Annotated in this window: 27 protein-coding genes; 22 read left to right on the top strand and 5 right to left on the bottom strand. The window is 59.4% G+C overall.

Annotation, left to right across the window (positions count from 1 at the left end):
- Positions 1-42 precede the first annotated feature (42 nt).
- The 7 genes from G6N74_RS26745 to G6N74_RS26775 all read left to right on the top strand — a co-directional run bounded on the left by G6N74_RS26745 (position 43) and on the right by G6N74_RS26775 (position 6,849).
- Complete coding sequence (locus tag G6N74_RS26745; protein WP_165121046.1) at positions 43-369, top strand: NIPSNAP family protein; 327 nt, start codon at positions 43-45, stop codon at positions 367-369.
- A gap of 36 nt (positions 370-405) precedes the next feature.
- Positions 406-1,713 carry a histidinol dehydrogenase gene (gene hisD / locus G6N74_RS26750; RefSeq protein ID WP_165121047.1) on the top strand — a complete coding sequence of 436 codons (1,308 nt, stop codon included), beginning with the start codon at positions 406-408 and terminating at the stop codon, positions 1,711-1,713.
- A 5-nt stretch (positions 1,714-1,718) separates the two neighbouring features.
- A complete protein-coding gene (locus G6N74_RS26755) occupies positions 1,719-2,483 on the top strand; it encodes an SDR family NAD(P)-dependent oxidoreductase (RefSeq protein WP_165121048.1) in 765 nt (254 codons plus the stop codon).
- A gap of 61 nt (positions 2,484-2,544) precedes the next feature.
- On the top strand, positions 2,545-3,225 hold the full coding sequence (locus G6N74_RS26760) for a GntR family transcriptional regulator (RefSeq protein ID WP_165121049.1): 681 nt from the start codon (positions 2,545-2,547) through the stop codon (positions 3,223-3,225).
- A 154-nt stretch (positions 3,226-3,379) separates the two neighbouring features.
- On the top strand, positions 3,380-4,873 hold the full coding sequence (locus G6N74_RS26765; protein WP_165121102.1) for a sugar ABC transporter ATP-binding protein: 1,494 nt from the start codon (positions 3,380-3,382) through the stop codon (positions 4,871-4,873).
- Complete coding sequence (locus G6N74_RS26770; RefSeq protein ID WP_165121050.1) at positions 4,866-5,864, top strand: ABC transporter permease subunit; 999 nt, start codon at positions 4,866-4,868, stop codon at positions 5,862-5,864. Before G6N74_RS26765 ends, G6N74_RS26770 begins: the two co-directional genes overlap by 8 nt.
- A gap of 64 nt (positions 5,865-5,928) precedes the next feature.
- A complete protein-coding gene (locus G6N74_RS26775; RefSeq protein ID WP_165121051.1) occupies positions 5,929-6,849 on the top strand; it encodes a substrate-binding domain-containing protein in 921 nt (306 codons plus the stop codon).
- 352 nt (positions 6,850-7,201) lie between these two features.
- On the opposite strand, the gene G6N74_RS30960 is transcribed toward G6N74_RS26775, so the two are convergent.
- The gene (locus G6N74_RS30960; RefSeq protein ID WP_165121103.1) at positions 7,202-7,432 is read right to left on the bottom strand and encodes a helix-turn-helix domain-containing protein; all 231 of its coding nucleotides are present in this window, start codon (positions 7,430-7,432) and stop codon (positions 7,202-7,204) included.
- Between the two features lie 539 nt (positions 7,433-7,971).
- Positions 7,972-8,598, bottom strand: coding sequence for a TetR/AcrR family transcriptional regulator (locus G6N74_RS26790; RefSeq protein WP_165121052.1), 627 nt, complete (start codon positions 8,596-8,598; stop codon positions 7,972-7,974).
- A gap of 289 nt (positions 8,599-8,887) precedes the next feature.
- Here G6N74_RS26790 and G6N74_RS26795 point away from each other — a divergent pair, with 289 nt between their 5' ends.
- From G6N74_RS26795 to G6N74_RS26830, 8 genes are all read left to right on the top strand, one after another.
- Positions 8,888-10,066 carry an amino acid ABC transporter substrate-binding protein gene (locus tag G6N74_RS26795; protein ID WP_165121053.1) on the top strand — a complete coding sequence of 393 codons (1,179 nt, stop codon included), beginning with the start codon at positions 8,888-8,890 and terminating at the stop codon, positions 10,064-10,066.
- A gap of 56 nt (positions 10,067-10,122) precedes the next feature.
- Positions 10,123-11,001: a branched-chain amino acid ABC transporter permease gene (locus G6N74_RS26800; protein WP_091917483.1), complete on the top strand. Its 879-nt coding sequence runs from the start codon at positions 10,123-10,125 to the stop codon at positions 10,999-11,001.
- The gene (locus tag G6N74_RS26805; protein ID WP_165121054.1) at positions 10,998-11,906 is read left to right on the top strand and encodes a branched-chain amino acid ABC transporter permease; all 909 of its coding nucleotides are present in this window, start codon (positions 10,998-11,000) and stop codon (positions 11,904-11,906) included. Before G6N74_RS26800 ends, G6N74_RS26805 begins: the two co-directional genes overlap by 4 nt.
- Positions 11,903-12,622, top strand: a complete 720-nt coding sequence (locus G6N74_RS26810; protein ID WP_165121055.1) for an ABC transporter ATP-binding protein — start codon at positions 11,903-11,905, stop codon at positions 12,620-12,622. The genes G6N74_RS26805 and G6N74_RS26810 overlap by 4 nt, the downstream gene beginning before the upstream one ends.
- Positions 12,623-12,639: 17 nt before the next feature.
- Positions 12,640-13,344 (top strand): ABC transporter ATP-binding protein, encoded by a 705-nt coding sequence (locus tag G6N74_RS26815; protein ID WP_205826886.1) that lies wholly within the window; start codon positions 12,640-12,642, stop codon positions 13,342-13,344.
- Positions 13,345-13,383: 39 nt separating this feature from the next.
- Positions 13,384-14,178: an alpha/beta fold hydrolase gene (locus tag G6N74_RS26820; RefSeq protein WP_165121057.1), complete on the top strand. Its 795-nt coding sequence runs from the start codon at positions 13,384-13,386 to the stop codon at positions 14,176-14,178.
- Between the two features lie 78 nt (positions 14,179-14,256).
- The gene (locus tag G6N74_RS26825; RefSeq protein WP_165121058.1) at positions 14,257-15,396 is read left to right on the top strand and encodes an FAD-dependent oxidoreductase; all 1,140 of its coding nucleotides are present in this window, start codon (positions 14,257-14,259) and stop codon (positions 15,394-15,396) included.
- A 995-nt stretch (positions 15,397-16,391) separates the two neighbouring features.
- On the top strand, positions 16,392-16,958 hold the full coding sequence (locus tag G6N74_RS26830; protein WP_246245987.1) for a MarR family winged helix-turn-helix transcriptional regulator: 567 nt from the start codon (positions 16,392-16,394) through the stop codon (positions 16,956-16,958).
- Positions 16,959-17,215: 257 nt separating this feature from the next.
- On the opposite strand, the gene G6N74_RS31425 is transcribed toward G6N74_RS26830, so the two are convergent.
- Complete coding sequence (locus tag G6N74_RS31425) at positions 17,216-17,836, bottom strand: TetR/AcrR family transcriptional regulator (protein ID WP_312857929.1); 621 nt, start codon at positions 17,834-17,836, stop codon at positions 17,216-17,218.
- Between G6N74_RS31425 and G6N74_RS26840 the strand changes: the two genes are divergently transcribed.
- Together G6N74_RS26840 and G6N74_RS26845 are read left to right on the top strand one after the other, a co-directional pair.
- Positions 17,768-18,223 carry a nuclear transport factor 2 family protein gene (locus G6N74_RS26840; protein WP_246245977.1) on the top strand — a complete coding sequence of 152 codons (456 nt, stop codon included), beginning with the start codon at positions 17,768-17,770 and terminating at the stop codon, positions 18,221-18,223. The two genes, G6N74_RS31425 and G6N74_RS26840, sit on opposite strands and share 69 nt — an antisense overlap.
- Positions 18,216-18,767: an NAD(P)H-binding protein gene (locus G6N74_RS26845; protein ID WP_246245978.1), complete on the top strand. Its 552-nt coding sequence runs from the start codon at positions 18,216-18,218 to the stop codon at positions 18,765-18,767. Before G6N74_RS26840 ends, G6N74_RS26845 begins: the two co-directional genes overlap by 8 nt.
- Before the next feature lie 544 nt (positions 18,768-19,311).
- Here G6N74_RS26845 and msrA (G6N74_RS26850) read toward each other — a convergent pair.
- Positions 19,312-19,845, bottom strand: coding sequence for a peptide-methionine (S)-S-oxide reductase MsrA (msrA, locus tag G6N74_RS26850; RefSeq protein ID WP_165121061.1), 534 nt, complete (start codon positions 19,843-19,845; stop codon positions 19,312-19,314).
- Positions 19,846-19,876: 31 nt separating this feature from the next.
- Positions 19,877-21,103 carry a bifunctional alpha/beta hydrolase/OsmC family protein gene (locus G6N74_RS26855; protein ID WP_165121062.1) on the bottom strand — a complete coding sequence of 409 codons (1,227 nt, stop codon included), beginning with the start codon at positions 21,101-21,103 and terminating at the stop codon, positions 19,877-19,879.
- Between the two features lie 222 nt (positions 21,104-21,325).
- Between G6N74_RS26855 and G6N74_RS26860 the strand changes: the two genes are divergently transcribed.
- The 5 genes from G6N74_RS26860 (at position 21,326) to G6N74_RS26880 (ending at position 25,091) form a co-directional block, all read left to right on the top strand.
- Positions 21,326-22,201, top strand: a complete 876-nt coding sequence (locus G6N74_RS26860; protein WP_165121063.1) for a LysR family transcriptional regulator — start codon at positions 21,326-21,328, stop codon at positions 22,199-22,201.
- Between the two features lie 148 nt (positions 22,202-22,349).
- Positions 22,350-22,793, top strand: coding sequence for a peptide-methionine (R)-S-oxide reductase MsrB (gene msrB / locus G6N74_RS26865; RefSeq protein WP_165121064.1), 444 nt, complete (start codon positions 22,350-22,352; stop codon positions 22,791-22,793).
- Position 22,794: 1 nt separating this feature from the next.
- Complete coding sequence (msrA, locus tag G6N74_RS26870; RefSeq protein ID WP_165121065.1) at positions 22,795-23,334, top strand: peptide-methionine (S)-S-oxide reductase MsrA; 540 nt, start codon at positions 22,795-22,797, stop codon at positions 23,332-23,334.
- A gap of 138 nt (positions 23,335-23,472) precedes the next feature.
- On the top strand, positions 23,473-24,126 hold the full coding sequence (locus G6N74_RS26875) for a glutathione binding-like protein (RefSeq protein WP_165121105.1): 654 nt from the start codon (positions 23,473-23,475) through the stop codon (positions 24,124-24,126).
- A complete protein-coding gene (locus G6N74_RS26880) occupies positions 24,123-25,091 on the top strand; it encodes a magnesium and cobalt transport protein CorA (protein WP_165121066.1) in 969 nt (322 codons plus the stop codon). Before G6N74_RS26875 ends, G6N74_RS26880 begins: the two co-directional genes overlap by 4 nt.
- The last annotated feature ends 77 nt before the right edge of the window (positions 25,092-25,168 follow it).

Below are 25,168 nucleotides of genomic sequence, written 5' to 3' on the forward strand. Positions count from 1 at the left end.
GTCATTGCCATTCATTGACTCGCGCAAGTGTGAAGGAAATCCATGTCCAAAAATCCGGCAACTCCTGGCTCTGTTCTCGGCATTGTCGTCAAGCTGATCCCCAAGCCCGGCCAGTGCGAGGCGTGTGTGGTGGCTTTGAGGCGCCTGTTCGATGAAAGCGCAAAACTACCGAGCTTCGTAGAAGCCGCCGTCTACGCGGGGGATGACGGCGAGAGCATCCTGATGGTGGAGCGCTGGGCGGAAACTCCCGCATCCTTCCAGAAACTGCTCTCCAGTGCCAAACATTTCGCTCTTTTTGAGCACGAGACGGACGGCCTGATCGAGACCCGCGACATCACATTCTTCAACGGGCAGGCCCTGTGGCAGTGACGCCTGAACCGCCATCCATTCAGACAGGAGACAGACGTGATTGAAACCTTGAAGCAGGGACGTTCCGATACGGCGAAAGCATCCGATGCCAGTGCCGTGCGCATGGCGGTCGAAGGGATTCTGGAGGCAATCGAAAATCGCGGTGACGTAGCCGTGCGCGAGTATGCTGCCAAATTCGATGGATGGTCGCCAGAGCAGTTTCGCCTTTCGCGCGCCGAGATCGACGCCCTCGTGGCTCAGGTTCCCGCACGTGACATTGAGGACATTCGTTTCGCACAAACGCAAGTGCGCAATTTCGCCATGCTGCAGAAGGCGGCGCTGCAGGATATCGAGGTAGAGACACTGCCCGGGGTCGTCCTCGGCCATCGCAATATTCCGATGAATTCGGTCGGTTGTTACGTTCCGGGCGGGAAATATCCGCTGGTGGCGTCCGCGCATATGGGAATCGTCACCGCCAAGGTCGCGGGCGTCAAGCGCGTCGTGGCGATGACGCCGCCGTTCCAGGGGCGGCCGGTGCCGGCGGTCATTGCAGCCATGGATATGTCTGGTGCCGACGAAATCTATATTCTGGGCGGCGTGCAGGCAATCGCAGCGATGGCCATCGGCACCGAAACGATCGCGCCGGTTGATTTTCTCGTGGGTCCCGGAAATGCCTATGTCGCAGAAGCCAAGCGGCAACTGTTCGGTAGGGTCGGCATCGACCTTTTGGCTGGCCCGACGGAAACCCTGGTCATCGCTGATGACAGCGTCGATGCCGAAATCTGTGCCACGGATCTTCTCGGCCAGGCCGAACACGGGGTCAATTCCCCAGCGATCCTGCTCACGTCCTCACGATCACTGGCGAATGCGACACTTGCGGAAATCGAGCGGCTGCTCACCATCCTCCCGACCGGAGAGACCGCCGCAAAGGCTTGGGCTGACTATGGGCAGGTCATCCTTTGCGACACCGAGGACGAACTCGTGAGCGAAGCCAATCGCATCGCGTCTGAGCATGTGCAGGTCATGACGCGCAATCCGGATGTTTTCCTAGAACGCATGACCAATTACGGGGCCCTGTTTCTAGGGGCACGTACCAACGTGGCCTTCGGCGATAAGGTGATCGGCACCAATCACACTTTGCCGACACTTGGAGCCGCACGCTACACCGGTGGCCTGTGGGTGGGCAAGTTCATGAAAACCTGCACATTCCAGCGTATTCTGACGGACGAAGCATCGGCAATGATCGGTGAATATTGCTCGCGCCTCTGCGTACTTGAAGGTTTTCACGGGCATGCCGAACAGGCCAATATCCGTGTGAGGCGCTTCGGTGGGCGGAACGTACCCTATGCCCAGGCGGCGGAGTAGCGCCCGTGCTTCTGCACCACACGCCCTCCTTGAGGCTTGACGGAAAGCGGGCACTTGTGACGGGCGCCGGGAAAGGACTTGGTGCTGCCTGCGCTATGGCGTTGGCGGATGCGGGCGCCCACGTCGTTGTCGCTGCCAGAACCCTGTCCCATGTCAGCGAGGTGGCGGACGTTATCATAGAAGCCGGCGGCAGTGCGGAACCGGCCGCGGTCGACGTCTGCGATATCGATGGCGCCCGCCGGCTGATTGGTGCGATGGCTCCTTTCGACATTCTGGTCAGCAATGCCGGAACCAATCGTCCCATGCCGATGCGCCTTGTAACGGAAGAGGATTTCGACGCGGTGCTCGACCTCAACCTGAAAGCTTCCTACTTCGTCGCGCAAACCGTGAGCATCATGATGATGCAGGCGGCGAAGCCGGGCTCTATAATCTTCATGTCATCTCAGATGGGCCATGTCGGCTCCGCGGGCCGAACCGTCTATTGTGCGTCGAAACATGCTATCGAAGGTCTTGTGAAAGCGATGAGCGTGGAACTTGGACCTCACGGTATTCGGGTGAACTCTATCGCTCCGACATTCATCGAGACCCCGATGACCATGCCGTTTTTTGCCGATGAGAATTTCCGTGCGCGAGTCACCGGCAAGATTGCTCTGGGGCGCCTTGGGACCGTCGAGGACGTGATGGGTGCGATAGTCTTTCTGGCAAGCGACGCGGCTTCTCTCGTCACCGGTGGATCGCTGAAGGTGGACGGCGGCTGGACAGCGGATTGAGCTTGAACCGCTTTTCAAAAAAATAGATTATCCTGACAAAAATAGAATCAGGGTTTTGTGGATGGATGCTCCGGCCAAGACGATCGCAAACGATATCTATCAGCAGCTACGTCAGGAGATCATCGCCTGCCGAATGCTGCCAGGCTCGAAGATCAATATTCAGGTGCTGTGCCAGCGGTTTGCCGTGAGCCTCGGCGCAGTCCGCGAAGCCCTGTCGAAGCTCTCCGCCGAGGGCCTCGTCAGCGCCCAGGCACAGAGGGGCTACACTGTCACGGAAGTCTCCGCTGAGGATCTAGCGGAACTTACCTTGGCGCGCATTAAGGTCGAACAGGAGTGCATTTCGCTTGCTATCGCGAACGGAGATATCGAATGGGAGACCGGTATCGTGGGGGCGCTTCATCGTCTGAGCATGACGTCGTATACGCGCGATGATCAGCCTACCGTTCTGTTGGAGAAATGGGTCAAGGCCCACGGCGAATTCCATCAAGCGCTGGTGGTTGCTTGTGGTAACAGATGGCTCTTGAGAATACGCGCCCAGCTCTACGACCAGAGCGAGCGCTATCGGCAGCTTTCCGTCCCACTTGCCCGCTCGCAACGTGACGTCGCTAGCGAACATAAAGACATCGCCGATGCGCTCCTTGCTCGAGATACCAAACTAGCTCAGCGTTTGATCGAGAAACATCTGCAGAAGACTGCCGACATTATCACCTCCGGGCTTGCGAAAAAATCTCTTTCAACCTAAAAAATATATTTACTATCGTAAAATAGTTTTGTACTGATGCCGTGACAGCTGCCTTGGGAGGGGAACTGTGAGCGAGACATCAGAAATAACGGCGAGCGGCGTTCGGGGATCGAAGCCGATTTTGGCGCTCATCGACATTTCCAAGACCTTCACGATGATCCCCGTCCTTCGCGCCGTCCATTTCGACGTTCGCCCGGGAGAAGTCCATGCGCTGATGGGGGAGAACGGGGCGGGGAAATCCACCCTTGTCAGGATCATGACCGGGGCCCATGCGCCCGATCCTGGTGGAAGTATTTTCCTCAATGGCCGGCCGGTTGTCTTCGCCACTCCACAAGCCGCCCAAGATGCCGCGATCGCTTCCATCTACCAGGAGCTCAGCCTCGTCGAAAACCTCACGGTTGCCGAGAACATGTATCTCGGTCGGGAGATCACCAGATTCGGGCATCACCGCCGGAAAGAGATGGAACGAAACGCATTCCTTGTTCTCGCTGAACTCGGCGCCCCATTTCTGCCGCGCGATTTGGTATCCAGCTTGACTCTGGCAGAGAAGCAGCTTGTCGAAATCGCGCGAGTTATGCTGACCGGCGCCCGCGTCGTCATAATGGACGAACCCACCACGTCGCTCTCGACCCGGGAAGCGGAAAAGCTTTTCGCCATTGTTCGCCGTCTGCGCGATCGGGGCGTAGGAGTCGTCTATATCAGTCATCGCATGGAGGAGGTCTTCGCACTTGCCGACCGTGTGACCGTCATGCGGGATGGGCGACATGTTGGCACCCTGGAAAAACCCGATATCGAACCCGGACGAATTATCAGGATGATGATTGGTCGCGAGTTGAGCGCCTTCCACGACAGGAGGCCCGACCGTACGTCCGGGCGGACGATGCTGGAGGTCGAAGCACTTATGGGGCCGGGCCTTAAGGCACCCTGTTCCTTCACCCTGCGCCACAATGAGATCCTCGGCATAGCAGGTCTGGTCGGCGCGGGCCGGACTGAGCTTGCCCGGGTTATCTCTGGAATATCGAAGCGCCGTTCCGGCCGGATCCGCATCGAAGGGGCAGACATTGAGATTCACACCCCCCGCGATGCCATGAAGGCGGGCATTGTCTATCTGACCGAGGACCGTCGCGGGCTGGGCCTCTTCCTCAACCGTAGTGTTCGCGAAAATATCAATATGCTGGTGATGGAACAGGACGCGTTCCTCGGAATACAGCGCAATTTTACCAAAGCGGAACGCCGGTCGCAGCAGGCCATCAGGGCGTTCTCCATCCGCCTTCCTGAAGACGGCATCGATGTCGGACTCCTGTCCGGTGGCAATCAGCAGAAAGTCCTTCTGGCGCGCCTTCTTCAGATGAACCCGAAGATCGTGATCCTGGATGAGCCGACCAGAGGAATTGATGTGGGCGCGAAGGCCTCAATCTATTCGATCGTCGAGGGACTCGCCACGGAGGGCGTTGGCGTCATCGTCATCTCCTCCGATCTGCCGGAAATCATTGGCATCGCCGACCGTGTGCTCGTGATCCGGGAAGGAGTGATTGCCGGAGAGGTCGGTACAACCTTGGGCAACGTTATCTCAGAGGAGAGCATCATGAAGTTGGCGACCCAAACTTCTTTGACGGGCGGACAGAAGAGGACGCAGGACTATGTCTGATCGCGCGATTTCGTCTCGGAGGGCTGCGAATGGCAATGTCGCGGGGGTTCGACTGACGACCGCCCTGCGCACCCTCGGAATGCTTCCCGTGCTCCTGCTTCTGAGCTTCGGCTTCTTCATGGCGAGCGATCGCTTCCTAACTGCGCAGAACATCTCGATTGTCCTGCAACAGGCAGCCATCAACACCGTCCTGGCGTCCGGCATGACCTTCGTCATCCTGACTGCCGGGATCGATCTCTCGGTCGGCTCGATCCTTGCCGCCGCCGCTATGACTTCTGTCTGGATCACGCTCGTGCCGGGGTTCGAGCATTTCGGTATAGCGGCCGGACTTTTGACAAGCCTTGTATTTGGACTTGTGAACGGCGTCATGGTTGCGGTTGCGAGGCTGCCACCATTCATCGTCACACTCGGTATGCTCACCGCCGTCAGGGGCATCGCAAGACTGATAGGACACGACAAGACGCTGATCAACACCGAACTGCCGTTCGCCTATGTCGCCAACACAGCGCTGTTCGGGGTCCATTCGCTTGTCTTGCTGGCACTTGTCTTCGTGCTGATCTCTTGGTGGATCCTGCGATTCACGGTACTTGGAATCCGAATCTACGCGGTTGGCGGCAACGCGTCAGCAGCACGGCTGGCAGGCATCCGAGTATGGCTCGTTCTGCTGTTCGTCTATGCCTATTCCGGTCTAATGTCTGGCGTAGGTGGCCTGATGTCAGCCGCCAAACTTTATTCGGCAAACGGCCTGCAACTCGGTCAGGCCTATGAACTTGATGCCATCGCCGCTGTCATTCTGGGCGGGACGAGTTTTGTCGGCGGTATCGGCTCGATCTGGGGGACTGTTGTTGGCGCGATGATTATCGCGGTCCTGACGAACGGTCTCATCCTGACAGGTGTGCCCGATATCTACCAGTACATCATAAAGGGTGTCGTTATCGTGGCCGCCGTTGCCATCGACCGGCTGCGCCTTCCAGCGGCGTCCGGCAGCTGAAGCCGAAGTTTACCGGAAGAAATCCCGAAACCGGGATAGCCGGCTATTGAGGAGGAGCATAAGCATGAAAAGATTGGGTATTCTATTCGCCACCTTATGTCTGTCGGTGTCTCAAGTCGCAGCCCGCGACCTAACCTCGGTCGGCATCATTTCGGGACCGCTCGGAAATTCTTTCTATCAGTCGCTCGCCGCTGGCGCCGAAGCTGGGGTTAAGAAGATCAATCCTGCAGCCAAGGCAACGGTGACCTCCTATGAGGGAGACCTCAATAAGGAATTCAATCTCATCGACAGCTTTATCGCCGCCGGCGTTGACATGATTGTTATGGTGGGTGCTGATCCGAATGCGGTCACGCCGGTCATCAAGAAGGCGCAGAACAATGGCATTGTAGTCGTGGGCATGGATGCTGCTGCCAACGCCGCAGATGCAAATGTCATCACCGACAACCGGCAGGGCGGCGAGATCGTCTGCGCCCATCTCGCCGAAAAGATCGGCGGCAAGGGCAATGTTATCATCATCAATGGTCCCCAGGTGCAGGGCGTCATCGACCGCGTAACGGGTTGCAAGGCGGCGCTCGCCGCCAAACCGGGTATCAAGATCGTGGCCGATAAGGAAGGCGATTCGTCCCGTGATTCTGGGTTCTCAATTATGCAAACCCTTCTCACGCAACAGGCTGATATTGCCGGTGTCTTTGCGATCAGCGACCCCATGGCTATTGGTGCCGATCTTGCGGCAAGACAGCTTGGTCGTGACGGAATCCACATCGTCGGATTTGACGGAAGTCCCGAAATCGTCGATGCGCTGAAGAAACCTACCTCCGTTGAGGCCAGCGCCAGCCAAAATCCCTATGCTCTTGGCGAGAAGGCCGTTCAAGTCGGCTTCGATATTCTAAACGGAAAGCCTCCAATGGAGAAACTTGTCAAAGCACCAACCGGCCTGGTCAGCCGGGACAATGTTTCAAGCTACCAAGGGTGGTTGACGCAATAAACGACACGGTAACCCTATTGCCTCGCTAAACAGCGGGGCATCTCCAAACAACCCGTGTTGGTTTTAACTCGACGGCAACTCGTTCATTTCTCGTTTTGACCGTCGAGTCATTTTATGGACCGGAATCCAAACTCAGATCATCCAACCCATCATGATAAGTTCTTGATTGATAAGGATTTCGTGAAAGATCGGGATGATGCGTGACCCCAAATGCCAAAAGGGTGTCGAGCGGGACCGTTATGAACCACTCTAGTTATCTAAGTAACTATATGAAAAATAAAGAGAAATCAGTTGAAGTCCATTCGCTGGGGTAGGTTTTGGGGATCGGAGGTTTTGCCGACCCCTGCATTTATCATCGTTGATCCCCCTTTCTCATTCCGAGTCGTTTTGCCGCACCGCACGTCACGACATTCTTTTGATCCCACACCTCTAGTTCGTTGGTGGGATAGAGAACAGCCTTACCTACCTTCACGAAGGCGGGGCCGATTCTCATGGATCGCCAATTCCGGAGTGTGCCAACTGAAATCGTGTCGCGGTATCGTTCAGTGACTTCTTCTGGTGTGAGAAATTTCCTGCCATCCATCATCAGGCTCCATACGCTCGCCGTACCTACGGTTTTGTTGCAATGCTTCCTGCGAGTAGTTGGAGAACAATCCCCAATTGTTGATCACGCAGCCGCACGCATATGAGTGAGGTGTGTGGACGAGAAATAAAAGGCATGGCGGAAGGAAGTAGTAACAACGGATAGGGCTGGATAGAAATCGGATCACGTGCTGATAAAAACTACTTCGTCCAGAAGCTGGGCGGTGAGCCGAAGGTTTTCGGCTGGGTGTCGGGCGACGAAGAGGCGCTTCTGAGGAGCACGGCGTCACCTGACTTCCGCATTTGGCTCCAAGCGACCGACGCGCATTCTTCATCGCAGTTACGGCTCACCGAGCACATTCAGAACGGCCTTCGGCCGCCATGTCGACTATCCGCCCGGTGCTTCATAAGACGCTTGCCTTCGCAGGACGAAACAGCGTCTTCTTTGCCGGTTGGAACTGATCGCGATTGCGGACAGGGATGTCGTGTGCAGGACCAAAGGCGAGGGGGCTAACTCCTATATGCGCGCCGATCGGTCTTTCACACCGAGTGACCGCTTCCCGATATGATCGCCATCAACATGTCCTCTACGGCGTCCATCGTGCCGTCCTCCTGTGCGTTGGCGCGCAGTGCCTTCACGCGCAGCGCGGTTCCATCAAATGTCAGCATCAGCAGGTGGGCGAAGGCTTTCAGCCTCGGATCGCCGGCTTCGTAGCCGCCGACCGACTTGAGGATAATCTGCTCGATCTTGTTCTCCGCCCATGTCAGTAGGTCGGGACGATATTTGTCTTTCGGCTTTATTGCAGCCAACGCCTCCATCAGCGCTGCCGTGTAGCCCGTTTGATCTATGGCGATGTCGCGTAAGATGCCCTGGACGAGATGCCGGATCTTCTTGTCGCGCGTTGGCTGTCGCTTCACCCTGCGTTCCAACGCCAGAAACTGGTCCTTGAACCAAGGGTCGTATATCGCGAAGTAGATTTCAAGCTTCGATACGAAATAGACGTAGACGTTGGACGGCGCGATTCCCGCGCCCTTGGCGATCCTGCCGATCGTCGTATCCAGATATCCATTCGCTGAAATTTCAGTTGCGGCCGAGGCCAATATGGCTTCCCTGACGGCCTCGCTTTTTACACGCACCACTGATGCCTCGCCTGTCCGTTTGCTCATTCATGCGGCGCGCCGCATGGCCGCCCCGACGATCAGATAACGCAATTCAAAAACGAATACTATTCGGTATTGACAAGCAGGCATAACTTCATTTCATTAACGAATGCCATTCGCTTATCAAGTGCGGGACAACCGCCACCGCGACGGCCTGGAGGTTTGATGGAATTGACTGAGTGCCGCAGCGGCCGATCGGGCAGGAATGCTGAGGTCAGGGCACTCGATCCAATCTCTCGTATCAAGGCCGAGTGGATCTCATCCGGCCTTATCAAACAAAAAATAGGGGAACCAAATGAGATTGCTGACAAAATTGAAATCACTCGTTGCGGCTGCGGCGGTTGTGGCGGCCAGCGTGGCGCAGGCCGAGGAGCCTGTTCGCATCGGCTATTCCATGTCGCTGACTGGCCTTTTCGCGCAAGCGGCACCATCGCAGGTCAATGCATTTGAACTCTGGAAGGACAAGGTCAACGCCGCAGGCGGCCTCGACGTCGCCGGCACGAAGCGGCCCGTCGAATTCGTCACCTATGACGATCAGTCCAATCCGGCCAATGCCGTCCGCATCTATGAAAAGCTGATCGCCGAGGACAAGGTCGATCTGCTCGCCGCGCCGTGGAGCACGCCAATACACTTGGCGCTTGCACCGATCCTCAGCCGCCACAAGTTCCCGATGGTCGGCAACACGGCCGCCTCGGTGCAACTGCGCGAGATCGCGCCGGGCTACATCTGGTTCCCCACCGCCGTCATTCCTGACAGGGTCGGTGAAGAGCTGGCGGCCTTCATGAAGAGCAAGGACATCAAATCGGCGGCGATTCTGTCGAACGTCCTGCCGTTGTCGCAGGAGATCAAGAGCTTCCTGGTGCCGGCGCTGGAAAAGCACGGCATCAGCATATCGGTCAATGAGAACTATCCGCCCGACATCAAGGATATGACCACGCTGCTGACGCAGGTCAACGAAACCGCGCCGGACGCCGTCATCGTGCTGAGCTATCCGGCGGACTCCTTCCTGTTTGCTGCGCAGGCCAAGGAACTTGGCATCAAGGCACCCTTCGTCCTGTCCCTGATCGGCGCGACCTTCGGCTCTTACCAGCAAGCGCTGGGCGAAAGCGTCAACAACATGGTCACGGTTGGTCACTGGTCGCCGAACCAGGCCGATTGGCCAAAGGCAAAACCGTTCTTCGAGGCCTACAAGGCGAAGTACAACGAGGCTCCCGACGCACTCGACAGCGTTCTCGCCTACATGTCGCTCGAAATCCTCGAGCAGGCGGTTGCCAAGGCCGGCCTGGACAAGGAAAAGATCCGCGAGGCGGTCTCGACCATGACGTTCGACACGATCAACGGCCCGGTCAAGTTCGAAGGCGTTCAGAACTCCGTCACGCCGACGTCGTTCCTGCAAATCCAGGACGGCTCGCTGGAACTGGTCTGGCCGGACTCGGTCAAGACGAAGGATTTCCGCCCGAAGACCGGGTGGTAGGCGAAAGCCGGCCAGTCCTCCTTCCGTCGATGACCTGAACCGCTGGAGTTTTAGTCTTGTCAGCCCAATTGTTGTTTGCAGCGCTGGTTGCAGGCTCGTTGTATGCGCTTGTCGCGCTCGGCCTTAATCTCGTCTACGGGACGTTGCGCCTGTTGAACATCGCGCATGGCGATCTGGTGATGATCGGCGCCTATGTTTCCTTCTGGATGCTGTCGCTGTTCGGCCTGCCGCCGGTGCTCTCCATCTTCGTCGCAGCAGCGCTCTGCGGTGGTTTCGGCTGGGTCATCTATGTCGGCATGTTCCGTAAGCTGCTCGCAACGCCGGCGCTGGCGCAACGGCTTGAAGCCAACTCGCTGATCCTTTTCTACGGCGTGTCGGTGATCCTGCAGAACTGTGTGGCGCTCGCCTTCACCTCGACGGCGCGGGGCTACCAGTATCTCAACGAGGTGCATAAGTTCGCCGGGATCGCGGCGAGCGGCAACCGGCTGATGCTGTTCGGCGTGGCGCTGGCGCTGTGCCTCGGCATGCTGCTCTTCCTGCGTTTCCACCTCTTCGGCTGGAGCCTGCGCGCCGTCATCGAACGGCGTGACGCGGCCGCCGTTGTCGGGGTCGATGTCGACCGGGTGCAGATGGTGACGATCTGCATCGGCTTCGCCATCGCCGGCGTCGCCGGGGTTCTCGTCAGCATGACGGAGCAGATAACCCCGTTCATGGGCTTTCCCTTCACCATCGCCGCCTTCGTGGTGATCGTGCTTGGCGGTCTCGGCAACATCTTCGCTGGTATTGTCGCCGGCTTTGCATTGGGTTTCATCGAGACGTTCGGCGTCGCGCTGACCTCGGCCACCTATCGGTCGATCCTGATCTACGGATTGTTCGTCGGCGTCCTGTTGCTGCGCCCGCAAGGGCTCTTCGGAAAGGCGATCAAGATCCGATGAAGACACTCAGCATCGATCTCGTGGCCGGTATCGTCCTTCTCGCCGCAGCGCTGGTTCTGCCGCTGACGGGTATGGACTATCTGGTCGGCATCGCCTTCAACCTCGCCATGTGGGTGGCGCTAACGCAGAGCTGGTCGATCCTGTCGGCGATGACCGGTTACGTGTCTCTCGGCCATGTCGTCTTCTGCGGCATCGGCGCCTATATGGTGGCGCTGACGACAGGGTCGCTCCCGCTTGCCGCTTCGCTCGGCTTTGCCGGTCTTGCGGCGGGCGTTTCGGCGCTCGTGATCGGCCTGCCGGTGCTTCGGGTGCGAGGTCCGTATTTCGTGATCCTCACCTTCGGCCTCGCCGAACTCGTCAAGAACGTCATCGTCCAGATCGAGACCGGCCTCGGCCAGTTCAGCCGCCTCATCTTCGACGCGCCGCCGCTCAATTCGCTTTATCTCGTCATGCTTGGCCTCGCCGTTGCCGTGACGGTCGCGGCGGTCTTCGTCCGGCACTCCAAGCTCGGACGCGGGTTGATCGCCATTCGCGAGAACGAGGAGGCCGCCGAAGCGATCGGCGTGCCGGTGATACGGCTCAAGCTGATCGCCTTCGTCGCCGCGGCAATCATTCCCGGTATCGTCGGTGGGGTCATGCTGCTGCGGACGAGCTATTTCGAAGCCGCGCAGGCGTTCGATCCAGTGATCTCCTTCAGTATCGTGACGATGGCGATCGTAGGCGGTTCCGGGTCGGCACGCGGCCCGATCCTGGGCGCCTTCGCCTTCGTGCTGCTGTCCGAACTGCTGTGGGCCCGTTTTCCGCAGCTCTACATGATCATCCTCGGCATCCTGCTGATCCTCTTCATCCTGTTCGTGCCGCGCGGCCTTTCCGGCCTTCTCGACAGAAAGGAGGCGCGCCAATGACCATCCTTGATATCCAGGGCGTCTCGAAGAGTTTCGGCGGCATCAAGGCGCTCTCCAACGTCTCTTTCACCGTCGACGAAGGATCGATCTTCGGCCTGATGGGCGCCAACGGCGCGGGCAAGACGACCCTTTTTGGCGTCATTGCCGGGCAGATCAAGCCCAACACCGGCAGTGTCGCTTTCCGCAAACAGGTCATCACCGGAAAGCGCCCCGACCAGATATGCCGCATCGGCATCAGCCGTACCTTCCAGATCGTCCGCCCCTTCGCCGGCATTTCGGTTCTCGACAATGTCATCGTCTCGGCCCTCTACGGCGCCGCTGCAAACAACACGCATGCGGAAGCGCGCGAAGCCGGGCTTGCGGCGCTGGAAGCGGTCGGCCTCGCCGACGCAGCTTCACAGATGGCTGGGGAACTCACCCTTTCCGGACAGAAGCGCCTGGAGATCGCCCGCGCACTCGCGACGGGCGCCGAACTCGTGCTGCTCGACGAGGTGATGGCCGGCCTGACGCCCACGGAGATCGAACGCATGGTCGAGACCCTCTCGGAATTGCGGCACAGCCGCAACCTCACCTTCATGCTCGTCGAACATGTCATGGGCGCGCTGATGCAGCTTTCCGACCGTATCCTCGCCCTCGACCATGGCGTCCCGATCGCCATCGGCACGCCAACCGAGATCGCCGAAAACGAGGAAGTCCTGAAGGTCTATTTCGGATGAGCGGCCCAATCGAACCCCTGTTGGCCGTCAAGGGCCTGTCGTCCGGCTACGGCCCGGTGACCATCCTGCGCGAAATCGACATCGAGGCCGCGCCCGGGTCCGTGACCGCGCTGGTCGGCGCCAACGGTGCGGGCAAGACGACGTTGATGAAGACGATCGCCGGGCTCATTCCCGCCTGGACCGGCGAAATCCGCTTCGACGGGCAAGACATCACCCGAGCCGCGACGCATCACCGTGTCGACCAGGGTATTGTGCTCGTGCCGGAGGGCCGCATGGTCTTCGCACTCCTTTCCGTGGAGCAGAACCTTCGCCTGGGTGCGATCGCGCCCCGGGCACGGAAGAACGTGAGCGAGCGCCTCGAAGACACCTTCCGGCGTTTTCCGCGGCTGCATGAACGGAAAGGCCAACTCGCCGGCAGCATGTCCGGAGGCGAGCAGCAGATGCTGGCGATCGGTCGTGGCCTGATGGCGAAACCGCGCATCATCCTGCTCGACGAGCCGACGCTTGGCCTTGCGCCGATCATGGTCAAGCAGGTCTTCGCCGTGATCGAGGACCTCCGCAAAGACGGCTACACGATCCTTCTGTCCGAGCAGAATTCGCGGCTGGCGCTGGAGATCGCCGACTACGGCTACATCCTCGAGAACGGGCGCGTCCAGCTCTCCGGGCCGGGGCCGGAGCTCGTCGACATGCCGGATGTCCGCCGCCTCTATCTCGGCCGATAGGCTGAAATTTCGAACCACGAAAAGGAAAATGGTGACGCTATGAAGACGATGACAATCAACGGACACCCGATCACCTATGCCGAATTCGGCGACAAGCAGAACGATACGCTGATCCTGCTGAGCGGCTGGGCGCAGGACGAGCGGCTGTTCAAAACGCTGGCGCCGGAACTGGCGAAGAATTTTCACGTGCTATGCCCCAACTATCGTGGTCACGATTCCGAACAAACCCTGCATAGCGACTTCACCGCGGCAGATCTCGTCGACGACACGGCCGAGTTCATCGATCGCATGGAGCTCGGCGCTTTCCACCTCGTCTCGACCTCGCACGGCTGCTGGGTCAACATCGATCTCTGCGAGCGCTACGGGGTCGACAAGCTTGATAAGACCGTGGTGATCGACTGGCTGATGCAGCCGCATACGGGCTTCTACAAGCAGCTCGAAGAGGGGCAGGACCCTGTCAATTACCATGTCGGTCGCCAGAGCTTCTTCGACGAATGGGTCGCGGCGACCGACAATGCCGACGTCATCAACCATATCCGGACGGAAATGCCCTGGTTCAAGGGCGAGATGTGGGTGCGCGCCTGCCGCGAGATCGAGAAGGCTTACCGCAAATGGGGCAGCCCGCTCGACCGGATGGAAGCGCTGGAGGAAAAGCCGGCAGTGATGCACGTCTATTCGCAGCCACTGTCGGAGGAGTACCGCCAGTTCCAGCGCGGTTACGCCGATCAGCACCCGTGGTTCGAACCGGTCCATATTCCCGGCCAGACCCATTTCCCCACGCTGGAAAGCCCTGTCCAAGTCGCCGAGGCGATCCGCACCTTCATCAAGCGATAGGACGCCTGCGCGCGCCGGGGAGCCGACATACTGGTGCCCCGCCGAGGCCCGTCCGGTCATCAACTTCAGGAGCATTTCATGTCGGGGAAATTCAAGGCGATCATCGCCGGCGGCGGTTTCGGCGGGCTGACGGCGGCGACCGCGCTGGCGCAGCGGGGATGGTCGGTAACAATCTACGAGCGCCAGCCGGAGCTGCGCGCAGCGGGCGCCGGCATCTACATCTGGGAAAACGGGCTGCGGATTCTCGATGCGATCGGCGCAAACGTCGTAACCCCGGACTCGTTTCGGGGCCTTGCCATGGAACAGCGCGGCTACGACGACGGTGTTCTCGACGTCGGAGATTTTCCGCCGTCCGTGCGCCTTATCACTGTAACGCGGAAGGATTTGCTCGCCGGCCTGCGGGCTGCGGCGCAAAAGGCTGGCGTCGACATCCGCACCAGCTCCGAAGTTATCGGTGCCGGTGCCGACGGTGACCTGCATTTCACCGGCGCTCATATCGAGAAGGCGGATCTGGCAATCGGCGCCGATGGCGTCTGGTCGGCTGTCAGACGCTCGCTCGGGCTGGAGCTTTTCCACCAGCAGACCGACGAAGGCGCGTTGCGCACGATCATTCCCGGAACGCCGGAGGATCTCGGCCCGGATGGCCAGGATAAATATATCGAATGCTGGTCTGGCAAACGGCGTTTTCTGATCACGCCGCTGAACGACAGGGAAATCTATCTGGCCCTTACCTGCCAGAAGACCGATCTTGCGGCCAAGAAGAGCCCGTTGGACAAGGAAAGCTGGAAAGCATCCTTCCCGCGCTGGACGCATCTGATCGATCGCACCGACCAGATGCTGCCTTGGGCGCCCTACAGTATCGTCAAGGTCCGCTCATGGTCGGCCGGCCGCACCGCGATCATCGGCGACGCAGCGCACGCACAGCCACCGAATCTCGGGCAGGGCGGCGGCATGGCGATGCAGAGCGCGCTTGCGCTCGCCGTCCACCTGGAAGGTATCACCGACCGGCGCGACATTCCCGATCGCCTCGCCATCTGGGAGGAAAAGGAGCGTCCGCTAGCCGAGCATTGCCAGCGCTGGTCATGCCTCTACGGCGAAGTCTCGACGCTTCCTGATTCCATGCGCGCCAAGGTGCTGACCAACGCCATGGCCGACAACTGGATCCGCGGCGAATTCTTGCGCGCCGCGCGCAGCATACCCACAGGCACGGGTGCCTAGCGCTCGCGCTTGTTACATGATGGAGCGACGGAGTTGGCCTCAGCGGTGTGTCGCGTCGATCATCAGTTCCAGTAGGCACCACTTGATGAGGGGCCTCTCAACGCGCCAATCATGTTATGCTGCGTATATCCTGCAGACCGAGGCCTTGGCCACGCAGGGCGGAGTGCGTCGCGGGACGGCGGGGTATCGAAAATGCCGGAGTATTCGCGGCTGAATTGCGTGCGCGCTCGTAGCCAACGCTGTAGGCGGTGCGCGTAGTATCGGCGTTAACCACCATCAGTCGGCGTGCTTCTTGAAGCCGAAGTATCTTCTGGTGCTGCATCGGGCTGATCGCTGTAGCAGCCTTGATGGACTGGACAGATAGATAAGTGATATCAGATAGTTGCGGGAGGAGGTGTGCAAATTACACACACGAAAGTTCTTCTTCTCTTCTTTTTTCGTTCCCGCGACGGAGTCGCCGACAGACCTACTTGGACGCTCTTTTGCCGACGATATTGACCGTTTGATCGCGGACGTTCGCTGCAATATCCGTGCTCCTTGTTGTCCGATACGGCGTCCAATTTGCCTGGGGTTTCTGGAAGCTTCGCGAATTTTCCGGGTGGTGCCTCCACCAAATTGCGGTTGCTTTTGGACGAAGTGGGACATTAGATTCCAGCGCTGCGCACTGCTTCGCTAATGTCCTGTCATCTCGGCGAAGAGCAATTGGTCGATGTGGTTGCACAACGCATAAAGCGCCCACCAAGCGACTTCGACGTGTGTCTATGCGCCGCTTCGATGTTGGCGGCCGTCAGGGCCGTTGACGGCGACGTTAGCATCGCCGCCTTCACACGCGCCCGGAAGTTTACGCTTCCAGAAATCACCGACCAGCTTGCAAGAGCCATCAGGACGGCATGCACATTTCCGATCTGCGATCCAGTCGAGTTGTAGCAGCCAACCGATCCAACAATCGAGTACTCCATTTTGCTGAAAGTGGCGGAGGGAATGGCTTGCTGTCTATGCTTCGCGCACATAAAGATGTGGCGATGGATGGAACTCGAGACCGCAATATCTTTGGGGCGTTCGCGCTGATGATCAGCGACGACATTGTTCGCGCTAGTTCATCGCGGGCGCCGGAAGATGGACCCGCCGCCTCAGCCCTGGCGTTGCTCGCACACAAGCCCGGGCTCTCGATCCGCATGCTTGCGGTCGGGGTGGGCCTTTCACATGCAGGGACCGTTCGCCTGGTGGATCGATTGGGGGCCGAGGGATTGATCGAGCGTAGGGAGCATTCGACAGACGGACGCACGCGATCCCTCTATCTTACTTCAGTCGGGAAGGTCGCGAGCGACGAGGTCTTGGCCGCGCGCGATCAAGTGATTGCCGAAGGGCTATCGATCCTTAGTCCGGAGGAACTGAAAATCTTATGCGACATCGCTGAACGCGTTCTGCGCGATCGCTTGGAAAACCTCGAGCATTCATACCGCATCTGCCGCCTGTGCTGCTACGATGGCTGCACGAACTGCCCCATCGATGCCGAATTGTATGAGCGAGGTGTAGACCGCGAGAAGAGCGACGGCGCGTAGAAGCTCACAATCGCGGCAGCTCAATGCTGAGCGATAGGATTAGCCGCCAGATAGCCCACAACCGTGATGAGGTTGACGCCTTCTCGAAGGCTTTGCAGACATCGTCCCTGCCAGCATCGCGGTCACAGCACCGCCGCCAATGAGAGGTAGCCGGCGCTAGGGTTTCTGCCGAGCCCAAAAGTAAGTTTCCCGCACCAGACCTTCCCAAACAAGAACGCCTCGACCTTGTCGCTGACCGTTCCTAATTGCGAAACGTGCTAGAGCTCGCCAGCTCGAAGCGCGGCGCCAATGACCCGTGCAAGCCGTTTGATGTAGTCGCGATCCGACCGCCCACCCACTACCGCGAGCCGCCAATACAACGGGGCTGCAATGAGGTCGGCCGCCATCTCACGGTCCACCAACGGTGACAATTCCCGACGTTTGATCGCCCGATCAATCAGCCCGTCGATCCGCTCGCGTCGTGCGCGTTGGAAGGGTCGGATCGCCGTTTCCAGTGCCGGCGTCCGTTCGATCTCGGCATGAAGGTCGGTGAGGATGCGTCGGACCTTTGGATGACGCAGGACGCGGCGGATGGCTAACAGCACGGCTTGCAGATCGGCCTCCAGCGAGCCGCGTTCTTCCACGTCGGTCATCGTCAACCCGACCTGCGACAGCAAATCGCTGGCCATCGACACCTTGTCTGGCCAGCGGCGGTAGAGCGCGGCCTTTCCGACGCCTGCGGTTTGCGCCACGCGTTCCAGGCTCAGCCCCGTATAGCCCGTCCGTGCCCATTCTTCGAAAAAGCCGCTCCGACGACAAGGAATTAATGCATGACAGACAGTGTGGAAAGCTTTTCGACGATGCTGCGAAAGGCATTGGGCAATCGACTCGCTCCGGATGCGGCCACCTTTCTCGACATGGTGGCCGACAACGGGGTGATGGAATTCCCATATTCGCCACCCGGCCTGCCGAGCAGATTGGACGGCAAGGCTGCTATCGCACGTCACCTTGAAGGCCTTGGTGACATGATTGCCTTCGAACGCATGGGTGAGCCAACCATCTACGCTACGACCGATCCAGATGTGACAATCGTCGAGTTCGAAGGCTTCGGCCGCGGCGTTTCAACCGGGGAGTCTTATGACCAGCGTTACATATCGGTGGTCCGGACAGTCGCCGGGCGGATCGTGCACTATCGCGATTACTGGAACCCGCTGGTTGTGTTGCGCGCGCTTCGAGGTAGCGCCGTTGTCGATGCCCTTGCCGGCGGGGCGGCCGACCATGGTTGATCGGGTCTTGGTTACTGGGGGCACGGGCAAGACGGGCTCGCTGGTCGCACAACAGCTTGCGGCACGCGGTGTCGAAGCCCGCATCGCAACCCGCAAGGCAACGACGCCAGTGCAGGTTCGCTTCGAGTGGGGCGATGTCGCATCCTACCGTGCCGCGCTCGACGGCGTGGACGCTATCTACCTTGTCGCTCCGACCGACCGAACGGACCACCTGCCTGCCATGCGCCCGCTGCTTGAGCAGGCAGTGGAGCAAGGCGTGGCCCAGCTAGTGCTCTTGAGCGCATCGTCTCTCCTTGAGGGGGGTCCGATGATGGGTGAGGTTCATGCGTGGCTCCACGCCAATGCGCCCCGCTGGGTAGTGCTGCGCCCGAGCTGGTTCATGCAGAACTTCGTCACCCAGCATCTGCCGTCCATCGTCAACGAGGGTTGCATCTACTCGGCGACGCAGGACGGGCGTATACCGTTCATCGACGCAGCCGACATAGCGGCGGTCGCGGTCAAAGCCCTGGTTGACCAGACTCTTGGGTCAGGAGAAGGGTCCTGACCGGTCCCGAAGCTCTCACATATGACGAGGTAGCGGATCGGATCACCGCCGTGGCCCAGCGTCCCGTCCGCCACTGCCGATTATCGGTGGAGGAGCTTGCACGCCGCTACGCCGGGTTTGGCATTCCTGAGCTTTATGCAGACGCACTTGCGCGCATGGATGAGGCGATCTCACATGGGTCAGAGGACAGGACCACAACAGAGGTCGAGCAGGTAACGGGACGGAAGCCGACCATACTGATCGACTTCCTCGCCGCTCATAGCGAGGCATATCACACGGGGTGACGGCGCCGTGTCCGTTGAGGATCAGGGTACGGTGGCCACTTTACCGAAGTGGCCTGATTTCCATCTCACCAGTTTCGGGAAGGCTGGTGACGCTAGGTGACGGCAGCCATCGCCACTGCTTCCCGAAAACCTTCCGTCCGCATCAAAACAAGACGCGAGAGTCTACCGTATATCTATGTCCCTATGGTGCACCGATGCCGTAGCGACTTATCGCGCTTGCGGCCCTCTTTCCACAAACCAAGAGGGGCAGCTCCGACCTGTCATCGACTTGATCGCTCCAAGCGCCAGGTCGGGCGCGCGAAGTGGCAGCTATAGCCGCCAGGATAGCGCACCATGTATTCTTGGTGCTCTGGCTCCGCCTCCCAAAAGGGTTCTTCCGGATTGATTTCCGACACGACCGGGCCAGGCCAACGACCTGATGCCTCGATCTCGGCGATGGTCGCCAGTGCGACTTCCTTCTGCACCTCGGTGGTATAGAAAATCGCCGATCGATAGCTCGGACCGACATCGCTGCCCTGTTGCTCGTAGGTCGTGGGGTCGTGGACCTGGAAGAAGAGCTCCAGGAGAGAGCGATAGCTGAGAACGGATGGGTTGAAGGTTACTTCCACCGCTTCCGCATGGCCAAAATGTTTCGCATAGGTCGGATCAGGCATTTCACCGCCTATGTAACCGACACGCGTCGATAAGACTCCCTTCGCTCGGCGCAGCAAATCCTCCATGCCCCAGAAGCAGCCGCCTGCGAGAATTGCACGCTCTGTCGCGGACGCCTCATTGCCGGTAGCTGATTGGCTCATAGTCCGTTCGCCTTTCTCAGTGTGCGCAAGGTCAAGCCAGCCTCGTGGGATCCACGGCCTGACTGGTGCTCGAAAGCTCGGTCTGGACATCCGAGCCTCGTACAAGAGTCAGATCCACAGGACAGCGATCTGCGATCTCAAGAATCCGAGCGCGTTGGTCATCATCCAAAGGTCCATCAAGCACGATGGTGCGGGTGAATCGGTCGGGCGGCATCATGTCCGGCACCTTCTCGTGCTGCACGGTCGTGCTTGCCCGTTCGAGCGGAAAGCCCTTGCGGTTCGCGTAGAGGCGCATTGTCATCACCGTGCAGGCTGCGAGGCCGGCAGATACCAGCTCGTAAGGAGATAGTCCGGTTCCGAGACCACCGACCGATGCTGGCTCATCGGCGAACAAAGTATGCTGGCCGCTACGAACCTTGAGCTGGAACGTCCCCGCAAGAGTTTCGGTGGCGACGACGCCCTTGGCAGCCTCGACTTGCGGAAGATCAGCCGTGAGCGGTGGGAGAAAGCGGCTCGCCCAAACCGCCATCATAGCCGAGGCGTAGTTTGCGTCTGCAACATCGGTGAGAAGGTGATTCGCCGTGTCGAGCGAGATGAAGCTTTTAGGATGCTTGGACGTGACGAAGATGCGCGACGCGTGGTCGATGCCGACCACCTGATCCAGCGGAGAATGCATGACCAGGACCGGACGTCGCAGAGAGGCGATGGCTTTCTCGACGTCGATCCCCTCAACCGCCTCCAGGAAGCTGCGGCGAATGAGGAAGGGTCTGCCGGCGATCTCCACCGAGGCTTCGCCCTCGTTTGCGATCGTGTCGAGATCATCCGGTCGGAAGAGGCGCAAGATATGCTGGAGGTCGGCAGGCGCGCCGATCGTCGCCACTGCGGCAATGTCTGGCAGATCTGCCGCGGCTACGATTGCAGCCGTACCACCCAGACTGTGTCCCACGAGGAGGGAGGGGCTCATACCCGCCGCAGTCATCGCCTGTGCGGCTGCTCGAAGGTCTTCGACGTCTGACGCGAAGCTTACGGCGTCGTCTGTCCCAACGCCAATCCCCGTTCCGGCAAAATCGAATCTCAAGACTCCAATGCCAGCACGCGACAGCGCACGGGAGATGTAAACGGCGGCGCGACTGTCTTTCCCGCAGGTGAAGCAATGGGCGAAGATCGCCCAGCCCCGCGGCGTCCCTTCTGGTGGTTCGAGGTGCCCGGAAAGTTGAGAGCCAGCCCCACTAGCAAACGTGAATGTTTTTCCTGCCATGTCTTTCAAACCTCCAGCACGCGGCTTGGCGGTTGCGCTCCCAAAACCTTTAACCGAGTGCACCGCCAACCTGTAATCGTCATCTCAGATATCATTTATATGCGTGACGCATATAGACAAGCCCCTGGAGGATGATTATATGCGCCGCTCATACTTCTGCGGCCTGCCTTCCGAAGGCGGTCTCACGGAAGAGCATCAGTCAGGCGCATGGGCCGAAGGACTATGGAACTCAATCAAGTGAGCTATTTCGTCAACTTGGCCGAGACGCTGAATTTCACAGCGGCTGCTCGCTTGAGTGGTGTGTCACAGCCAAGTCTGACCCGCGCGATCCGCCGCTTGGAAGATGAGCTCGGCGGGCCGCTAATCTACCGCGACGGGAAGAACAGCCGTTTGACCGGGCTCGGCCAAGATGTCGAGGTGGATTTCCGGCGCATGTTGGTCGCCGTGAATAGCGTGCGGCTCCACTCGGGAAACTGGGCAATGGGGAGGCATCGCGTCCTGGATGTCGCGGTCGCGCCCACCGTCGGGCCTGAGGCGTTTACGGAGTTCTTCGAGAGCGCTTTAGAGAAAGTGCCCTCAATAGAAATCAGGCTGCACTCGCTCCAGTCGATCGAGGACACCTCGGAGGTGCTGTCCGGTAAGTATCACGCTTGCATCCTTCCGCGTGAGACGAAGCCGGATCGGAAGCTCGATGTGCGTCCGCTCTTTCGGGAGCGCTTCTTGCTCGGCTGTGCAGCAAACCACCCCCTCGCCGAGAGCGAGATCGTACGCGGCGAAGACCTGCTCGAGTTTCCTTTTGTCGATCGCCTGAAATGCGAATTCCGCGCGCAGATCTATGATCACTTTGCGCGACGAGAAGTGCTCATGCGACCCCGCTTTCGCTCCGACCGAGAGGACTGGATTCAACGCCTTGTCGCCGAAGGACGTGCCATATGCATCCTTCCGGAACGATCTGGCGCTGCTCACGGCCTCGTTACTCGGCCGATCGAAGGGTTCATGTTGGAACGCGAGGTAGTGATGGCGACGGTGTCCGGTTCCATGGCGCCGGTTGAAATCCGCAAGATCGCTGAGCTCGCAGCGCTGCACGAATGGAAATGAGCCCCGGGGCCAAAACGCCCACGCTATCGAAACTATACGTACAGCGTATTGGATAAATCTGGGGGGCACTGCGATAGTCAGAGCGAGGATAATTACTTTGGTTTGAACGTAGTGCACCTGGCCTTTTCACTAAGTATTGGAGACCATTATGAAATTTGAAAAGTCACAGACAGCAGTTGCTCGCCTCACCGCCGAGCAGCGCCGGATCACCCAGGAGTCGGGCACCGAAAGGCCCTTCACGGGAGAGTATAATGACAACAAGGAGGCGGGCATCTACGTCGACATCGTGTCGGGAGAGCCGCTGTTCGCTTCAACGGACAAGTTCGATTCGGGTACTGGCTGGCCCAGCTTCACCAAGCCGATCGTTCCGGCAAACGTGAACGAGGTGCGGGACAGCGCACACGGCATGGTCCGGACGGAGGTCAGGTCGGTACACGCCGACAGCCATCTCGGCCACGTGTTCCCGGATGGGCCTTCCGACCGCGGCGGTCTGCGCTACTGCATCAACTCAGCGTCCCTTCGCTTCATCCCGCGCGACGAGATGGAGAGTGAGGGATACGGCGAATATCTCAATCAGGTAGAGGAGGCTTAACATGCATCAGCGCGCTGTTCTCGCGGGCGGATGTTTCTGGGGCATGCAGGACCTGATCCGCAAGCAGCCCGGCATCATCTCGACCCGTGTGGGTTACACCGGCGGCGATCTTCCGAACGCCACTTATCGCAATCACGGTACGCATGCCGAGGGGATCGAGATCGTCTTCGACCCTGCGGTGACGAGCTACCGGAACATTCTGGAATACTTCTTCCAGATCCACGATCCGACGACGAAGAACCGCCAGGGCAATGATCGTGGGCTCTCCTACCGGTCGGGCATCTATTACGTCGACGAGGAACAGAAGCGCGTCGCCGAAGAGACGATCGCCGATTTGGATGCCTCCGGGTTGTGGGATGGCAAAGTTGTCACCGAGGTCGAGCCGGTCAGCGATTTCTGGGAGGCCGAACCGGAGCACCAGGATTATCTGGAGAAGCGGCCAGGCGGCTATACCTGCCACTTCCCCCGTGCCGGCTGGGTGCTTCCGAAACGCCAAAACGCTGGCGATGCCCAGCTCGCAGCCGGGACTGCAGCGGAATAGGCGCCACTGCCGTTGCCGCTGCGCCCGTCCGGTTCGCAATCTTCGATGACCGCGTCGTCCAACCGCGCGGTCATCGAACCCTGCCTTGATGAGGTGGGTCATTCCCGTCCGCCTCCGCAGCACCAGGATTGCCGAAATATGCCAGACCTCTCGTCCTTTCCAATCACGCAGCGCTGGCCGGCCTCTCATCCCGATCGCCTGCAACATTACGCAGCTCCCACGCCCAATGGCGTCAAGGTCTCGATCATGCTGGAGGAGACTGCCCTGGCATACGAGCCCCACTTGATCGACATTGCGAACAACGAGTCGAAGGACCCGGCGGGCCCTGACGGCAGGCCCATTGCCGTATGGGAATCCGGTGCGATCCTGCTCTATCTGGCCGACAAGACGGCCCAGCTCATTCCCAATGCAACCGCCCAATGTTACGAAACCCTGGCCTGGGTATTCTTCCAGATGTCGGCCATCGGGCCGATCTTCGGTCAGCTCGGCTTTTTCCTGCGTTGGCGCGGTAAGGACTATGAGGACAAGCGGCCTCGGCAGCGCTTCGCCGACGAAGCCAAGCGCCTCTTGGGCGTGCTGGATCGCCGGCTGGAAGGCCGCGACTGGATCGTCGACGATTATTCGATCGCGGACATCGCGACCCTCGGCTGGGTAAATGCGCTGGTTGAATCGTACGCTGCTGGCGACATCCTTGGCCTCAGCGACTATTCGAACATCCAGGCATGGCTCGGACACGGGCTAGATCGACCAGCAGTGCAGCGTGGCCTGCACATTCCTGCGAGGCCGGCATGAGCGTCATCGCCGCCTATTATTACAACGAAGGCAAGCGAGTCCGCAAAATCGCGCTCGATGAGCACGTCGAGCTAAACGAGGATCGCTCGGGCTTCTGCTGGATCGCGCTTAGCGAGCCCACCGACGACGAACTTCACGCCATCCAGGCGACGTATAATCTCCATCCGTTGGCGATCGATAACGCGATGCACCCGCTGTGCCCGCCCAAGCTCGAAGTCTACAACGATGAGCTATACATCGTCGCGCAGACCGCCGAACTGGTCGAGGACCGGATCAGCTATGGCAAGATAGCAATCTTCACCGGTCACAACCACCTCATAAGCGTACGGCACGGCAGCGCTGGAGCGCTAGGCAACCTTCGAGAGCAACTCGAGGGATCGCCGGCTCTCTTTGGAAAGGGTGTCGACTATGTGCTGCACGCGATCCTGCACCGCATCGTCGACCAGTATCTGCCCATCTTTGAAATGATCGAGGATGACGTCCTAGCGATGGAGAGACGGTCGCTGGACGACTTCCTCGGGCGAGAGGAGGTCGTGCACATCTTCGGACTAAGGTCCGAACTCACGCGCTTCCAGCGCACGCTCGGGGCTATGGGCGAGCTGGTGCGAAAGCTCGTTCGCGGCCACTTTCCCTGCATCAGTGCCGAAGTGGCACCATATTTCAGCGACGTCGCGGACCATGTCCACCGCGTGCAGTCCATGGTCGACGGACTCCTTCAGGTTCTGTCTACGGTCTTCGAGGCCAGCAGCCTTCTGGAAGCGCAAAGGATCGGTGTGGTCACTCGCCAGCTCGCGGCTTGGGCGGCAATACTGGCGGTCCCCACGGCGATCGCTGGAATATACGGCATGAATTTCAAGAACATGCCGGAACTGGACACGACCTATGGATACTTTGTCGTGCTCGGGCTGATCGCAGTGTTCTGCCTTCTCCTGTTCGTGCGCTTCAAGAAGGCCAAGTGGCTATGAATACCGCGCTTCGGGTTCTTCCCCGTCATCTGACGGGTCACGGCGCGCCTTGGCCGGGAGCGCGTCCTATCCAACTC

This window comes from Mesorhizobium zhangyense, assembly GCF_011045115.1.
GTDB lineage: Bacteria > Pseudomonadota > Alphaproteobacteria > Rhizobiales > Rhizobiaceae > Mesorhizobium_M > Mesorhizobium_M zhangyense.